This window comes from Pseudomonas sp. 3B-A001-10F, assembly GCF_056313565.1.
Genome location: NZ_JBQYFW010000001.1, coordinates 306,980 through 322,298 on the forward strand (window position 1 = coordinate 306,980; position 15,319 = coordinate 322,298).

At 59.8% G+C, this 15,319-nt stretch carries 12 protein-coding genes; 7 read left to right on the forward strand and 5 right to left on the reverse strand.

Going from position 1 to position 15,319, the window contains the following annotated elements:
- Positions 1–836 precede the first annotated feature (836 nt).
- From AC0ZWN_RS01520 to AC0ZWN_RS01530, 3 genes are read right to left on the reverse strand one after another with little or no spacing between them, the layout of a single operon-like run.
- Entirely contained in the window at positions 837–1,775 is a 939-nt protein-coding gene (locus AC0ZWN_RS01520) for a FecR family protein (protein WP_460128281.1), read from the reverse strand.
- Between the two features lie 31 nt (positions 1,776–1,806).
- Positions 1,807–2,358, reverse strand: coding sequence for an RNA polymerase sigma factor (locus tag AC0ZWN_RS01525; RefSeq protein ID WP_093437948.1), 552 nt, complete (start codon positions 2,356–2,358; stop codon positions 1,807–1,809).
- Positions 2,355–3,020 carry a secretin and TonB N-terminal domain-containing protein gene (locus AC0ZWN_RS01530; protein ID WP_095122850.1) on the reverse strand — a complete coding sequence of 222 codons (666 nt, stop codon included), beginning with the start codon at positions 3,018–3,020 and terminating at the stop codon, positions 2,355–2,357. The genes AC0ZWN_RS01525 and AC0ZWN_RS01530 overlap by 4 nt, the downstream gene beginning before the upstream one ends.
- A 207-nt stretch (positions 3,021–3,227) precedes the next feature.
- Here AC0ZWN_RS01530 and AC0ZWN_RS01535 point away from each other — a divergent pair, with 207 nt between their 5' ends.
- Positions 3,228–3,542 carry a hypothetical protein gene (locus AC0ZWN_RS01535; protein WP_077573225.1) on the forward strand — a complete coding sequence of 105 codons (315 nt, stop codon included), beginning with the start codon at positions 3,228–3,230 and terminating at the stop codon, positions 3,540–3,542.
- Between the two features lie 448 nt (positions 3,543–3,990).
- Here the strand turns inward: AC0ZWN_RS01535 and AC0ZWN_RS01540 are convergent, their stop codons facing one another.
- A complete protein-coding gene (locus AC0ZWN_RS01540; RefSeq protein ID WP_008087990.1) occupies positions 3,991–4,431 on the reverse strand; it encodes a carboxymuconolactone decarboxylase family protein in 441 nt (146 codons plus the stop codon).
- Positions 4,432–4,742: 311 nt separating this feature from the next.
- On the opposite strand from AC0ZWN_RS01540, the gene pdxR reads away from it, so the two are divergent.
- The 4 genes from pdxR to AC0ZWN_RS01560 all read left to right on the forward strand — a co-directional run bounded on the left by pdxR (position 4,743) and on the right by AC0ZWN_RS01560 (position 8,167).
- The gene (gene pdxR / locus AC0ZWN_RS01545) at positions 4,743–6,176 is read left to right on the forward strand and encodes a MocR-like pyridoxine biosynthesis transcription factor PdxR (protein WP_093437929.1); all 1,434 of its coding nucleotides are present in this window, start codon (positions 4,743–4,745) and stop codon (positions 6,174–6,176) included.
- A gap of 123 nt (positions 6,177–6,299) precedes the next feature.
- The gene (locus AC0ZWN_RS01550; protein WP_093437926.1) at positions 6,300–6,593 is read left to right on the forward strand and encodes a putative quinol monooxygenase; all 294 of its coding nucleotides are present in this window, start codon (positions 6,300–6,302) and stop codon (positions 6,591–6,593) included.
- A gap of 239 nt (positions 6,594–6,832) precedes the next feature.
- Entirely contained in the window at positions 6,833–7,237 is a 405-nt protein-coding gene (locus tag AC0ZWN_RS01555; protein WP_095050121.1) for a cupin domain-containing protein, read from the forward strand.
- A gap of 216 nt (positions 7,238–7,453) precedes the next feature.
- Positions 7,454–8,167 (forward strand): ATPase, encoded by a 714-nt coding sequence (locus AC0ZWN_RS01560; protein WP_476333803.1) that lies wholly within the window; start codon positions 7,454–7,456, stop codon positions 8,165–8,167.
- A gap of 165 nt (positions 8,168–8,332) precedes the next feature.
- On the opposite strand, the gene AC0ZWN_RS01565 is transcribed toward AC0ZWN_RS01560, so the two are convergent.
- Positions 8,333–13,228 (reverse strand): NAD-glutamate dehydrogenase, encoded by a 4,896-nt coding sequence (locus tag AC0ZWN_RS01565; RefSeq protein WP_476333804.1) that lies wholly within the window; start codon positions 13,226–13,228, stop codon positions 8,333–8,335.
- A 504-nt stretch (positions 13,229–13,732) separates the two neighbouring features.
- Here AC0ZWN_RS01565 and AC0ZWN_RS01570 point away from each other — a divergent pair.
- Positions 13,733–14,086 carry a hypothetical protein gene (locus AC0ZWN_RS01570; RefSeq protein WP_093437909.1) on the forward strand — a complete coding sequence of 118 codons (354 nt, stop codon included), beginning with the start codon at positions 13,733–13,735 and terminating at the stop codon, positions 14,084–14,086.
- A gap of 272 nt (positions 14,087–14,358) precedes the next feature.
- Entirely contained in the window at positions 14,359–15,318 is a 960-nt protein-coding gene (locus AC0ZWN_RS01575; RefSeq protein WP_007913915.1) for an AAA family ATPase, read from the forward strand.
- Position 15,319: the final 1 nt, after the last annotated feature.

Genomic DNA, 15,319 nt, shown 5'->3' on the forward strand with positions numbered 1-15,319 from the left:
AATCAAATGTGGGAGGGGGTTTGCGACCGAATGTGGTGGGTCAGGCGATATTGTTGTTACTGATGGACCGCTTTCGCGAGCAGGCTCGCTCCCACAATTGGATTGGGGGTAGTCAGTTTGAGGTTGGTTGGCTGTCAGGACGTCTTCGCGAGCAAGCTCGCTCCCACAGTGGGATTGGGGGTAGTCAGTTGGGGATTGGTTGGCTGGTAGGTCGTCATCGCGAGCAGGCTCACTCCTACAATTGGATTGGGGGTGGGCAGTTGGGGATTGGTTGGCTGGTAGGTCGTCATCGCGAGCAGGCTCACTCCTAAAGTGGGATTGGGTGGAGTCAGTTGGGGATTGGTTGGATGTGAGGCCGTCTTCGCGAGCAAGCTCGCTCCCACAATTGGATTGGGGGTAGTCAGTTGGGGGTTGGTTGGCTGTTGGGCCGCCTTCGCGAGCAGGCTCGCTCCCACAGTTTTTAATTTGCGTACAACCCAAGCGGCAAAGCCGCCCCACTCAACAGGATGAGCGTTAGCTCGGCTGCAGCTTTTGATCTTGTTCCACGGGCGACGTCGGAAGGCTGAGTGGAGGGATTCATCCGGGGGTGGGAGCGCAGCGACCGTTTGGCGCAGCCAAATGCATCGAGAGGAGGTGCAGCGAAGCAAACCGTAGGCGATGCGCCCGGATGGATCCCGGAGCGAAGGAACCCCGAGCTTTAGCGAGCGGGCCGCACGTAGGAGCAAGCGTTTTTTTGCTTACTTTTTTTAGGCGTTTGTAAAAAAAGTGAGTCGCCGTAAGGGCGAAACCCTAAGCGGCCGTTACCGCAGCAACGGATATGTACACGATCAAACCCACTAGCTCAAAACGACAACGCCACCCGGCAACTCAGTGCATTTGACGCCATAGGCATCCCGAATCAGCAATGCAACGCCAGCAAGTTGATCTAGGCTGAAGCGCGCCTGCACCCGCCGCTGCCCAAGCTCACGATTAAGCAGCAACAACATCCCCGGCCGATACCGGTTGATCTCATCAATCATCTGGCTCAGCGTAGCGCCGTTAAACACCAACACTTGCTGACGCCAATTCATCACCGCCGCCGTGTCGACACTCTGCACACTGCCAACCTGCCGCGTGTCGTAAGTCACCTGCTGCCCCGGTTCAAGCCGCAAACTACGACCTTCAACATCCACTTCAACCGCACCATCAAGACAAGTCACACAGACTTGCTGATCAGTATTACGCAAGTTGAACCGCCCCTGACTCGCACGCAACCACCCTCCCCCAGCCTGCATCGCCAACGGCAACCGCGCGGTCTGCACTTCAACTTCACCACTGACCAGTTCAAACCCCTGCACACCGTCAGACACCGCACGCTGATTAATCCGCGTCTGAGTGTTCAGCTCCAGGCTCACACCCTGCACAGGTTCAAAACGCCGCTGCTGGCCAACTTCAGTGATGTAGTCAGCGCCCAGCCCTTCAAAACCACCAGGAATCGTCCCGCGCACCAGCAAAAACGCCGCCGACGCAGCAATCGCCCCACCGAGAAACGCACGACGACCAAACCCACGCGGCGCCTGCATTTGCTCCACGGCCGGTTGCAGGTTGTGCCACAACACCTTGGCCTCTTCGAACGCGCGGGCATGCTCGGCGCTCTGCGCGCACCATTCGCGCAGGGCGCGGGCATCGGCCACGGTGGCGCGGCCAGAGGTCAGCAGGACCAGCCAGTCGCGGGCTTCGCTGTGCAAATTGTCGACCGCCGATGGCTCGGCAGGTGTCAGTCGAAAGATGTTCAAACGCGCAGATTCTCAACGAATTGATCGGGCACTATTCAGAAGACGGTTTTCCGGCCCCGCGACCGAACCGCTGAAACACTTTTCTTTCCAGTTTCGCGGCGCAGAAGCCCAACGCGGCTTTGATTTCCTTCTCGACCATGCGCGTGGAAATGCCGAAGCGCTGCGAGATTTCCAGATGCGGCGCCTCTTCCAGACGCGCCGCGATAAAGATCTTCCGGCGCCGTGCGGGCAGCTCGTACAACGCACTGAGCAGTGACTGGATTTCCTTCTGCCCACCCACCACCCGCGCCGGATCGAGGGCTTCGTCGCCGATTTGCAGCAGCTCCTCGACTTCCTCGCCGGTGAGCAGGCGCGCATCGGCCTGGCGGCGGTCGGCGGCGATGTTCAGGGCCATGCGATAGAGGTAGGCATTGGGCCGCAGGACGTTCGGCGGCGTCTCCATGCGGTCGACCCGCAGGTAGGTTTCGTGCAGCACGTCGTTGGCCAGATCTTCCGAACCGAGACGCCTGCGCAGGCGCACCCGAAAGTCCTCGTAGGAGGCCAGGAACAGTTGGACCATCGAACCTTGTCCGGCGTCTTTCATCCCCCGGAAACTCCTTCCCATTTGGTGCATTCCATGCGTTTCCCTGACGACTCCGGTAACAACAGCAACGTGACCGGCTGACGCAAGGCGCTGGGCGTCGGCCGGTCGATTTTGAGGTTGCGAAAACTTTCCACCAGCGCGTTGTCGCGCCGTACATCACCGGTCGAAGTGACCAACCGGTTGTGCTGCACCAAGCCGTCGCGGCCGACCCAGACCTGCAACACCGCGCGATAACTGCCCGGCCGGGTCAGCGGCGAGCGGCACAGGTTGCGCTCGATCGCCGCTTGCACCGCCGTCGCGTAACTGCGGTTGACCGCGACGCTTTCCGGCGTCTGTTTTTGCGGTGGCGCCGGCACGTCTTCGACCTGCGCCACTTGCAAGGTAAACGCATCGTCGCGGGCATACCGCGCCATCAAACCACTGCCACCGAGCAAACGACGCAGAGCATCGGCGGCGGTGTATTCACCGTCCACCGCGAGCGAGCGACGACCGCGACTCAACTGACTGTCGACCAGCACCGCAACGCCAGTGGCGTGGCTGTACTGATCCAGCGCGTGCGCCAGATCCTGTGCCGGAATGTGCAGCGTCATGCGCAGGTCCGCCGGCACCGCGTCAGCCATGGCGTGGCCCGCCGCACAGCCAAGCAGCCACCCCAGACATATCCGGCGCACAAGCCTCGTTGAACGCTGAAAACCGTCCGTGGAATTGCCTCGCTGCACGGCTGACGAATCCTTGGAAATCGTCATCCTGAGGGCTGTTTATGAATCTGGTGTGACGGGCGGTGCAAAAAAACCATCACGGGAATTGCGCAAGGCTTGCACTAGACTCAAGCCATAGCGCGGCCCCTTTGGGCCGGCCAGGAGGCGAGCATGAACACACTGTGGCGATTGAGCCTTGGCGGACTGTTGTTGATGGCGCTGTCGAGCGCTTATGCCGAGGAACCGTTGGGCTGTGTCGAGGTGACGGTCGGCGGCTACAAGGCGCCGAATTACGATTGTCTGAGCCAGCAGATGGGCAACAACCCGGAAGGCGCGGCGGCGGCGGAAAAGAATCAGGAAGCGCTGAATGTGCCGGTGAACAAACGGCCGCCGAATCAGGTCGGGCTGGCGACGCCGGCGGCGACCAGTACGCGGATGGGCAATACCTTTGGCACATCAGTGAAACCGCAACGCCCACCGCAATGACACCCCACTGATCGTTCCCACGCTCCGCGTGGGAATGCAGCCCGGGACGCTCCGCGTCCCATCCAGAGCCGAACGCAGAGCGTCCGTTGAGGCATTCCCACGCAGAGCGTGGGAACGATCCTGTGGTGTTCAGTCGCTTACCGATCGTTCCTACGCTCCGCGTGGGAATGCAGCCCGGGACGCTCCGCGGCCCATCCGGAGCCGAACGCAGAGCGTCCGTTGAGGCATTCCCACGCGGAGCGTGGGAACGATCCTGTGGTGTTCAGTCGCTTACCGATCGTTCCTACGCTCCGCGTGGGAATGCAGCCCGGGACGCTCCGCGTCCCATCCGGAGCCGAACGCAGAGCGTCCGTTGAGGCATTCCCACGCAGAGCGTGGGAACGATCCTGTGGTGTTCAGTCGCTTACCGATCATTCCCACGCGGAGCGTGGGAACGATCAGGGCGGGTTCAATCGCTTGGGGTTTGGCGGAAGCTCACCGCAAGGCGATTCCAACTGTTGATGGTGGTCACGGCCATGGTCAGGTCGACCAGTTCGCCTTCGCTGAATTGCTCGCGCGCCTGCTGATACACCTCATCGGGCACCCGGCTCTCCGCTAACAACGTCACCGCCTCCGCCCAGGCCAGCGCCGCACGCTCGCGCGGGTTGAAGAAGTTGCTGTCGCGCCACACCGCAATCGCATACAAACGCCGATCACTCTCCCCGGCCCTTCGCGCATCCACCGAGTGCATGTCGGTGCAGAATGCGCAGCCATTGAGCTGCGAGGCGCGGATCCTGATCAATTGCAGCAGCGGCTGTTCGATACTGAGGTTGGCGGTCAGCGCCTCCATGGCAATCATCGCTTTCATCGCTTTGGGCGAAGCGTTGTAGTAATCCAGGCGCGGGGACATGGGCAGGTCTCGGTAGACGGAATAATGAGTTCACCGTAAACGCCGACAGTGGTGCGTTACAGCCCCAATTGCACGAAAAGCCGCTACACCAATCACCATGAGCCGAGCACAAATCCCTGTAGGAGTGAGCCTGCTCGCGATAGCGGTGTGTCAGGCAACATTTTTGTCGGATGTGCCACCGTGATCGCGAGCAGGCTCACTCCTACAGGGATCTAGGCCAATTTCGGGTTTTTCGGATAGGCAACTATTGCCGATCCCGCAACAGCGGTAATCTGGCAGGCACGCCAAACAGCCCCAGGAGCCTCGTCGGTATGGAACTTCACGTCGTGATCAACGGCCGCAAGGATCTTGCCGGTCAGTTGTATCAGCAACTGCGCGGGGCCATTGAATCCGGGCGTCTGGCCGCCGGTACGCAATTGCCGCCCAGCCGTCTGCTCGCCGAGCAACTGGGCATCTCGCGCAAGACCATTTCCGATACCTACGCACAGCTAACCTACGAAAATTTCCTCACCGGGGTGATCGGCAAAGGCACCTACGTCAACGCGCGTCCGGCGCAGATCCAGCGCAAACAGAGCCACACCGAACTGGCCGGCGCCGAGGTGATCGAGAGCTGGCGCAATCTGCCGGTGTTTCTGCGTCACCCGACGCTGGAAGGTTCGCTGCGCTATGACTTTATCGGCGGCGCCACCAGCAAGGGCCAGTTCCCGCAGGATGATTGGCGCCGCTGCGTGTCTCACGCGATGCGGCAGATGGCGCAGTCCAAGGGTTTCTATAGCCTGCCCGAGGGCTTGCCGGCGCTGCGCAATGCGATTGCCCGGCACATCGCGTTTTCTCGCGGGATCAACTGTCAGGACGAAGACATCGTCGTGTGCAATGGCGCGCAACAGGCGCTGGACCTGATCACCCGCGTATTGATCAGCCCCGGCAGTCTTGTAGCCATGGAAGATCCCGGTTATCCGCCGGCGCGCCTGCTATTCGCCACCCATGGCGCCGAGGTGGTCGGGATTCCGGTGGATGCCGAGGGCATTCAGGTCGAACACATTCCCGAGGGCACGCGCCTTATCTATGTCACGCCGTCGCACCAGTTCCCGCTGGGCATGCCGATGAGTCAGGCGCGCCGTGAAGCCTTGCTGGCTCGCGCGCATGAGTTGGGCGCGATCATCATCGAGGACGACTATGACAGTGAGTTTCGCTATGAAGGCCGACCCACTGATTCGCTGTTCAACCTCGACCAGCGCGGCATCGTCGCTTACGTCGGCACCTTCTCGAAAACCCTGCTGCCGGAGCTGCGCCTGGGTTATGCGATCCTGCCGCCGGCCATTCTCGAAGCGGTGATCCGCGCCAAGCAGCTCACCGACCTGCATGCCTCGACCTTGCCGCAATGGGCGCTGGCCAAGTTCATCGCCGAGGGTTGCCTGCTCAAGCACATCCGCCGCTGCCACACCATTTATGCGCAACGCCGCGAGCGCATTCTGGCGCGCATGGCCGACGATCTTTCGCCGTGGCTGCAGGCGGTGCCGCCGAGTGCAGGGTTCCACATGGCGGTGTTCTGCAAGGTGCCGATCGACCTGCCGCTGGTGATCGAACTGGCGAAAAAGGTCGAAGTCGGCCTGTATGCGATCAACGGTTTCTATTACCAGCAAACGCCGAAAAACGGCCTGTACTTTGGCTTCGGCGCCATCGAAACGCTCGATATCGATACCGCGCTGGATCGTCTGCGCGACATTCTGCAACAAGTTGCCTGAATGATTGGTCTGGGCGATTAACCGCCGATTGGTTATTGGTGATCGACAGGTGCAGGCCTATTCTGCACAGGCGTTATCCCTCAATGAGCAGGATTCGTCCGGCCTGATTCAGGAGTGTGAGCAATGTCCAACGAAGTGATCAATACGGTCCAGGTGCAGGCTGCGGCCGGCCGCTCGGATGAACTGGGCAGGCAACTGCAGAAGATCGTCGAAACCCTGCGCGAAACACCGGGCTGCGATTCCTACCTGGTCGACCGCTGCCCCGAGGACGGCCACCGCTGGACGGTCAGTGCCCGCTGGCAGTCGGAAGCGGCGATGCAGGCGCATTTCAACCGGCCCGAGGCGCAGGGGTTTATTGACTTGATCGATAGTCGGCTGGCCAATAGCGTCGACTTCAATAGCTTCCCTATCGTCTGATCTGACGCCTTCGCGAGCAGGCTCGCTCCCACAGGGTTATTGGTTGTTCACAAGATAGGTGAACAACCGCAGAACCTGTGGGAGCGAGCTTGCTCGCGAAGACGTATTCCGCCACACCAATAACCTTTCTGACGCCCCGCAAATTGGTCACCTGATCTTCCCGAATATTGGCCGTTTGAATGCTTAGCCCTGCGGACTACTGTGATCAGCAACACCCCGATCATCACAGGTAACCCGCCATGAAAGCCCTGCCCTTCTTCGCCGCTGCCCTTGCCCTGAGCCTTTGCACTTCGGCCGTTTTCGCCCACGACCCGTCGGAAAAAGTCACCGTCCTGCAAGACCAGATGCTGAAAAACGCTCCCGGCAAAAAAGCCATGATGATCGAGGTTGATTACAAACCCGGCCAATCTTCCATCGCCCACAAACACGACGGCACGGCGATGGCCTACGTGCTCGAAGGTGAAGTGATTTCCCAGGTCAAAGGTGAACAACCGATCACCTACAAGAAGGGCCAGTTCTGGTACGAACCGGCCGGCTCCGAACATCTGGTCTCGAAAAATGCCAGCCAAAGCAAACCCGCCAAGTTGCTGGTATTCATGGTGCTGGCCCCGGACGAACAAGTGTTGATCCCGCTGAAAAACTGATGGCTGTTTAACCAGCCATAAATAAAAAGGCTCAAATCGTTGATTTGGGCCTTTTTATTGCCCGGGGCAATTAACCGCGCCGGGTTACAGCAAATGAACCTAATCAACTGCTGTTAGCTCAGCAAATTGTCAGGTTGGCGGGTTTAGTCTGAGTTAACGGTCGTGATTTACGACTTTTAAACTTTCCGACTGATGTTGTTTCACGGGAGAAACACCATGAAACTTGCCTTTGCCAGTGTACTGGCGATATCGGTTTTAGCTCTGTCAGCCTGTTCGGTACCTACCGCCCCCCAAGCCGTTTCCTCACTGGACACCCTGCTCCCCCATCCCACCGGCCGCAGCAGCGCCACTCAGGTTAAAAGCGGTCCCGGCGTGTCGCTCGGCGTGGTCTACAGCCCAAGTACCCAGACCAACCGCGAATACCTGCGCGACTATCAAACCAACGCCGGCACCGGTTTCGGCCAGAGCCTGTTGGTGCAGCCGATCCACGACGCCTATGTCGCCAGCTCGAAACCAGACATGGCGGTGAAATGGGTCAACGCGTCCCTGCAACGCCAATTCGGCTCGGTAACGGTGTATCCAGACATGCAAAGCCTGCGTGCAGCCAAGCCTGATGTGGTGGCGATTGTCGACACTCACAGCCAGTTGATCACCTCGCGCAGCTCCGATATCAAGGCCGATGTCAGTGCCGATTTTTATGATGCGCAGTTGAACTATATCGGTACGGCGAAAGGTTCGGATGCACGGGAATTGACGCCAGTGTGGGCGGACTTCAAACGGTCGGAAGAGATAGTGGCGGATATTAATCAGCAGCAGGATGTGCAAGTTCGGGCGTTGCAGAAGTTTGACCAGTCGCTCAACAATTTGGTGGCCAGACCGGCGGACAAAGTGTCGATGCTGGATAGTAAACAAGGTCAGAAGTTGTATTGATATAAAGGACGCCATCGCGAGCAGGCTCACTCCTACAGTTGGAATGCGTTCCCCCTGTAGGAGTGAGCCTGCTCGCGATGGCGCCGGAACAGCCAGCACAAAACCCTCAGACATAAAAAAGCCCCGGCATCTCACGATACCGGGGCTTTTTCATTCAGCGCTTACTTATGCCAGTTCAAGCTCGGCATTCGCAGCCACTGCAGGCACTACCGCTTGCCCGCTCAACGCCAGATCCAGCAGTTCACGGTTGGCCACTGCATACATGGCGTAGTCCGTGCCGCTCGCAGCGCGGATTTCCACCAGCATGGCGCGCCAGCGCGAGATCATGCTTTCGTGCTGCTCCATCCACAGCGCCAGACGTGCTTCCACGTCTTGAGTGCCGTCGCCCTGTTGCAGGACGGAGATGGTGATCGCGCGTTGCTGCCAGTCGACGTCATCACGGAACGCTTCACGGGCCAGGGCTTGCCAGTTGTTTTCAACCGGCAGTGCGCTGATCTGTTGCAGGTACCAGGTGATGTCCAGCGCACTGCCTACGGCGAAGTAGGCCTTGGCCACTTCGGCAGGGTTCTGCCCGGTCACGTCGGACGCTTCGATGATCGGCAGCAGGGTGTACAGGTGCGAGGTGCCCGCAACCATACGCGCCAGCAATTCCGGCACACCGGCTTCGACGTACGCCTGATAACGCGCCTGCCAGTTTTCGCGGATTTCGCCGCTCAGCAGTTCGTCGAGCTTCAAACCCAGCTCTTTCAGGTGCGGACCGAAGTGCGCGGTGTCACGGGCAGCGTTCTGCTCGTTACGGCGGGCACGCAGGAACCAGCGCGTAGCGCGGCGACCCAAGCGCATCAGCTCGTCCATAAGTTCCAGCTGTACATCAGCGGAAACCTGATAGTCCAGCGCCTCGATCTGACGGAACCAGTGCGGGAGGTGGAAAATGTCGCGCACGATCACATAAGCGCCAGCGACGTTCGCCGGGCTCATGCCGGTCGACTCTTTGAGTCGTTGAACGAAGGTGATGCCCATGTGGTTGACCAGGTCGTTGGCGATCTGGGTGCTGACGATCTCGCGCTTCAGACGGTGACGACGCATGGCATCGGAGAACTTGCTGACCAGGGTCGGCGGGAACGCCGTTTCCATATCGCGGGTCAGGTAATCGTCGTCCGGCACCAAGGAGCCCAACAGCTGCTCTTTGAGGTCGATCTTGCTGTACGAAATCAGTACCGACAGCTCAGGACGGGTCAGACCGTGGCCCTCAGCAATACGCTCGGCCAGTTGCTCTTCGGTCGGCAGGAACTCAATGGCACGGTCCAGCTTGCCACGGCCTTCCAGATCGCCCATCAGACGCTTGTACTCAGCGATGCGCGCATACGCACGACGTGCCGCCAGGGACAGCGCCTGAGTCTGCTTGTAGTTGTTGCCCAGCACCAGATTGCCGACTTCGTCGGTCATGCTCGCCAGCAACTGGTTGCGTTGCTTGTCGGTCATGTCACCGGCCTGAACCACTTCGTTCAGCAGGATCTTGATGTTCACTTCGTGGTCGGAGCAGTCCACGCCACCGGCGTTGTCGATAAAGTCGGTGTTGGAACCGCCGCCATTCAGACCAAACTCCACACGACCCAATTGGGTCATGCCGAGGTTACCGCCCTCGCCCACGACTTTGCAGCGCAGCTCGTTGCCGTTGACGCGCAGTGCATCGTTGGCCTTGTCGCCGACATCGGCGTGGCTTTCAGTGCTGGCCTTGACGTAAGTACCGATACCGCCGTTCCACAGCAGATCCACCGGTGCCTTGAGCAAGGCGTTCAGCAGTTCGGTCGGGGTCAGCTTGTCAGCCTTGATGTCGAAGCGTTCCTGCATCTGCGGGGAGATCGCGATGCTCTTCGCGCTGCGCGAGAAGATGCCGCCACCTTCGGACATGATGCTGGTGTCGTAGTCGGTCCAGGCCGAACGCGGCAGGTCGAACATGCGCTGACGCTCGACGAAACTGGTCGCCGGGTTCGGGTTCGGGTCGATGAAGATGTGCATGTGGTTGAAGGCAGCGACCAGTTGCAGCTTGTCGGACATCAACAGGCCGTTACCGAACACGTCACCGGCCATGTCGCCGACGCCGACAACAGTGATGCTGTCTTCCTGAACATTGATGCCGCGCTCGCGGAAGTGACGTTGTACGCCAACCCACGCGCCTTTGGCGGTAATGCCCATTTTCTTGTGGTCGTAACCGGCCGAGCCACCGGACGCAAACGCGTCACCCAGCCAGAAGCCGTAGTCGATGGCGATGCCGTTGGCGATGTCGGAGAAGGTCGCAGTGCCCTTGTCCGCTGCTACTACCAGGTACGGGTCATCGTCGTCATGACGCACGACGTTGGCCGGCGGTACCAGCGCGCCGTCTTTCAGGTTGTCGGTGATGTCCAACAGACCGGAAATGAAGATGCGGTAGCAGGCGATGCCCTCGGCCGCGATCTCGTCACGGCTGCCGCCCAGTGGCAGGCGACGCGGCAAGAAGCCGCCCTTCGCACCCACTGGCACGATGACCGAGTTCTTCACTTGCTGGGCTTTTACCAGGCCGAGGACTTCGGTACGGAAGTCTTCTTCACGGTCGGACCAGCGCAGACCACCACGGGCGACGTTACCGAAGCGCAGGTGCACGCCTTCAACGCGTGGCGAGTAGACGAAGATTTCGAACTTCGGCACTGGCTTCGGCAGTTCAGGGATCGCGTGCGGGTTGAACTTGAAGCTGAAGTACGACTTGTTCTGGCCGTTGGCGTCAGTCTGATAGAAGTTGGTCCGCAGGGTGGCTTTGATCAGGTCAAGGTAACGACGCAGGATGCGGTCTTCGTTGAGCACCTGGACATCGTCCAGTGCGGTCAGAATCGCCTGTTCCAGACGCAGTTGCTTGTCTTCCAGATCGTCGTCGCTGAGTTTGCGCGCCAGATAGAAGCGGGTCTTGAACAACCGGGTCAGTTCACGAGCGATGTCGGTGTGGTTGTTCAGGGTGCTGGCGATATAACCCAGATCGAAGCCCAGACGAATCTGCTTCAGGTAACGCGCGTAAGCACGCAGCAGCGCCACGTCGCGCCATGGCAGGCCGGCGGTCAGCACCAGACGGTTGAACGCATCGTTTTCGGCGTCGCCGCGAACGATGTGGACGAAGGCGTCCTGCAGGGTGTCGTTGAGTTGCTGGATGTCGAGGTCCAGGCCTTCAGCGGCAGTGAACGCGAAGTCGTGGATCCAGAACTCGCGGCCATTGGTGTGACGCAGACGGTACGGGAATTCACCCAGTACGCGCAGACCGAGGTTTTCCAGGATCGGCAAGACGTCAGACAGCGCCAGCGGCGTGTCGGCGTGGTACAGCTTGCAATGCAGCTCGCGCTGGCCGGAGACCTGACCGAGCGGCTGATAGAAGCTCATCACCAGCGGATTTTTTTCGTTGAGGCTCAGCAGGTGCTGCATGTCGACCACGGCCGAATGCGCAGCAAAACGCTCGCGGTAGCCGGCCGGGAAGCCTTTCGGGAAGTCGGCCAGCACGTTGGTGCCGTGGGCTTCGCCGAAGCTTTCGACGGTCAGTGCGGCGTAGTCGTCCTGCCAGCTGCGGCAGGCTTGTACGACTTCTTTTTCCAGCAGCACGGTGTCGATGTCGAGACGGTTTTTCGGGTCGACACGCAGGATCAACTGCACGCGCGCCAGTACCGACTCGGAGAAGAACGTCCAGAACTCGCAATCAGAAGCCTTCAGGCGCTCCATCAGCACTTGCTGGATCTTCTGGCGAACCTCGGTGGAGTAGATGTCGCGTGGCACGTAGGCCAGGCAGTAGCAGAAACGACCGTACGGGTCTTTGCGCAGGAACACGCGGATCTTGTTGCGTTCCTGGATCTGCACGATCGACATGACGGTGGTGAACAGTTCGTCGACCGGGGTCTGGAACAGGTCATCACGCGGCAGTACTTCAAGCACCTGCGCCAGTTCCTTGCCCAAGTGAGCCTTGGACTGGAAGCCGGAGCGACGCTCGATTTCTTCGACCTTGCGGCGGATGAACGGGATGACCCGCACGCTCTCGCCATACACCGAGGAGGTGTACAGGCCCATGAAACGGTGTTCCTTGATGACTTTGCCGTCGGCGTCGATTTCACGGATCGACACATAATCCGGGTACGCCGGACGGTGAACGCGGCTTGGATGCGCAGCCTTGGCGAACGACAGCAGGGTCGGTTCGCGCAGGTAGGCAACGGCGTAGTCTTCGATGCGCAGGTCGTCGTAGGTCAGGCCGGTGCGCAGCAGTTTGGTCAGGCCGAGGAAGGAGTTCTGGTCGTACTCGATGTGGCCGCCATCGGCCTGATCGGTGACCACGAACTCTTCGTAGCCGAGGAAGGTGAAGTGGTTGCCCACCAGCCATTCCAGGAAGCTTTTGATTTCGTTCTTTTCATCGGCATCGACGGCGAAGGCGCTGTTGTCGAGCTGGGTGAGGATGTCCTGCACCTTGGCTTTCATCGGCTCGAAATCGGCGACCGCGACGCGGACTTCACCGAGAACCTGTTCCAGCTCTTTGCTCAGCACATTCAGTTCGGCCGCGTTGGCGCAGCGGTCGATTTCCAGGTACATCAGCGATTCATGCAGCACGCCTTCGCCGGTGCTGCCCTTCGGCAGGATTTCCAGCAGCTCGCCCTTGCTGCCACGACGTACGCTGAGCACGGTGGTTTGCAGGGTGTGGATGCTGTAGCCGCGACGGTTCAGCTCGGTACGGACCGAGTCGACCAGAAATGGCAGGTCGTGGTGCAGGACTTCGACCGCGGTGTGGGTCGACTGCCAGCCATGACGCTCGTAATCAGGGTTGTAGACGCGCACTTGCGGTTGCGCGTGATCGAAGCGCTCAAGCAGGCGCCACGCAGAAAGAGTACAGCCAGCGAGGTCGGAGAGGCGACGTTGAGTCAGCTCGTCCAGAGAAATGATGCCGAAGAATTGTTCAGCGAACAGCGCCACTTGTGGCAGTGCCTGTTCACTGATGTGCTGCGCCAGTGCCGCTTGCAGTTGGTGCTGGAAGTCGGCTTTGCTGGCTGCGGTGAAGAACGCCATCTGTGGTACTCCGCTTAAGCTTGTTATTGATGGAAAGCGTCGCGTGCAACACCCCTTTCGGGGCTTGTGTCGCCCTGTTCCTGATTCTCGGGCAGAGGAAACAGGGGGACAGGTGGGTGAAGCTGGACGGGACACTCAGGTCACATTCACCTTCCATAGAATGAGCATCTGCAAAAGCGACTGCCAGCGGTGCCGACAATGCCTTTACGGGTGCTCATCCGTTGCGCAGCTTAAAGGGTGCGACAATGTGTCTGCTTGCGGTGCTGCGACATATTCGGTCATTGGCACGTAAACCGAGGGTCTGGCACCGGTAAACACTAGCAGTCGTGGCGGAAAATGTTGGTCTGAATGCCCGTTTTTACGGTACATGCGTGCCAGAAATGACCATTGATCCATGTCGCGTTCACGACACATCCTCTGACACTCTCACATGCAGAAATTCCCGAGGACTGGCAGAATCGCGCCCATTAGCGACCAACACGCCCCCAGAGGCAGGAATTGACCATGCAAATGACCACCGCCCTACTGATCGTCAACCCGTGCGATGACGAAGAAGACAACATGGCCATGCTCTGCTGCCACAGCGACAAGGGCGACATGTTCCTGATGAGCCGCTACCCGGACGAGGATGAGCTGGAGATCACTCTGGATGGCGAACCTTCGACGCTGGACGGGGTGAAAGTCACCCTGACTTCGAACCTGTTGAAGATCGAGATTGGTGCGGCGGATGCCGATGCGTTGAACGGAGATGATGTGCTGGAGATCAGCTTTAACCCGGATATGGTTGATCTGGATGAGGTGGTCGAGACCTTGACGAATATCCTCGACGGGACGGGAACATTCATTAACGAAGTTTGATTGCGTCTGAACCGGCCTCTTCGCGAGCAAGCTCGCTCCCACATTGACGGATGTACGCCGCTCAAAATGTGGGAGCGAGCCTGCTCGCGAAGAGGCCCGAAAGAACACTACCCCTCCCCGCTTCTACAAAATTCCAACAAATGCCCCAGTCATTTCCCGCACTTTGCGCAAAATGCCGTTAGTCGCCACCCCCCGCGATGGATTAAAGTAACGCCCCCAGCCCCGGCGTTATCCGAACGCCTGTGGCCACCCCTTTCCAGGAACAGTCACCGATGGAACATCGTGAAGCGCTGCTGGCGCTGCGAACCTTTCTTTCAACGCAGATTCTCGGCCAGGAAAAACTCATCGAGCGTTTGCTCATCGCCCTGCTCGCCGACGGCCACATGCTGGTCGAGGGCGCTCCGGGTCTGGCCAAGACCAAAGCGATCAAAGAACTCGCCGAGGGCATCGAAGCCCAGTTCCATCGCATTCAGTTCACCCCGGACCTGCTGCCGGCCGACATCACCGGCACCGAAATCTATCGCCCGGAAACCGGCAGTTTCGTGTTCCAGCAAGGGCCGATCTTCCACAACCTGGTGCTGGCGGACGAAATCAACCGCGCCCCGGCCAAGGTGCAGTCGGCGCTGCTCGAAGCCATGGCCGAGCGTCAGGTCAGTGTCGGCCGCAGTACCTATGAGCTGTCGCCGTTGTTTCTGGTGATGGCCACGCAGAACCCGATCGAGCAGGAAGGCACCTATCCGCTGCCGGAAGCGCAACTCGACCGTTTCCTGATGCACGTGAAAATCGGTTTCCCGGACGCTGCCGTCGAACGCCGCATCCTCCAGCAGGCCCGTGGCGAAGCGCTGAACGGCGAGACCAAGCCTGAACGCCGCGTCAGCCAGCAGGCGATCTTTGCCGCACGCAAGGAAATCCTCGGTCTGTACATGGCCGACGCCGTGGAGGAATACCTGGTGCAACTGGTCATGGCCACGCGCAACCCGGCCAAGTTCGACCCGGAAATGGCCGAGTGGATTGCCTACGGCGCCAGCCCGCGCGGCTCGATTGCTCTCGACCGTTGTGCCCGCGCCCACGCCTGGCTGGCCGGCCGCGATTTCGTCAGCCCGGAAGACATTCAAGCGGTGCTGTTCGACGTGTTGCGCCACCGCATCATTTTGTCGTTTGAAGCCGAAGCCGCCGGCATCGATCAGGATCGGGTGGTGCAGCGGATTCTCGACGTCGTAGCCGTCGCTTGAC

What these genes read in the sequence shown, in the direction of transcription:
- AC0ZWN_RS01525 (WP_093437948.1), bottom strand. Translation starts at nt 2,358, where the DNA reads ATGAAAGACGCCGGACAAGGTTCGATGGTCCAACTGTTCCTGGCCTCC.
- AC0ZWN_RS01535 (WP_077573225.1), top strand. Translation starts at nt 3,228, where the DNA reads ATGAACACACTGTGGCGATTGAGCCTTGGCGGACTGTTGTTGATGGCG.
- AC0ZWN_RS01540 (WP_008087990.1), bottom strand. Translation starts at nt 4,431, where the DNA reads ATGTCCCCGCGCCTGGATTACTACAACGCTTCGCCCAAAGCGATGAAA.
- pdxR (WP_093437929.1), top strand. Translation starts at nt 4,743, where the DNA reads ATGGAACTTCACGTCGTGATCAACGGCCGCAAGGATCTTGCCGGTCAG.
- AC0ZWN_RS01550 (WP_093437926.1), top strand. Translation starts at nt 6,300, where the DNA reads ATGTCCAACGAAGTGATCAATACGGTCCAGGTGCAGGCTGCGGCCGGC.
- AC0ZWN_RS01555 (WP_095050121.1), top strand. Translation starts at nt 6,833, where the DNA reads ATGAAAGCCCTGCCCTTCTTCGCCGCTGCCCTTGCCCTGAGCCTTTGC.
- AC0ZWN_RS01560 (WP_476333803.1), top strand. Translation starts at nt 7,454, where the DNA reads ATGAAACTTGCCTTTGCCAGTGTACTGGCGATATCGGTTTTAGCTCTG.
- AC0ZWN_RS01565 (WP_476333804.1), bottom strand. Translation starts at nt 13,228, where the DNA reads ATGGCGTTCTTCACCGCAGCCAGCAAAGCCGACTTCCAGCACCAACTG.
- AC0ZWN_RS01570 (WP_093437909.1), top strand. Translation starts at nt 13,733, where the DNA reads ATGCAAATGACCACCGCCCTACTGATCGTCAACCCGTGCGATGACGAA.
- AC0ZWN_RS01575 (WP_007913915.1), top strand. Translation starts at nt 14,359, where the DNA reads ATGGAACATCGTGAAGCGCTGCTGGCGCTGCGAACCTTTCTTTCAACG.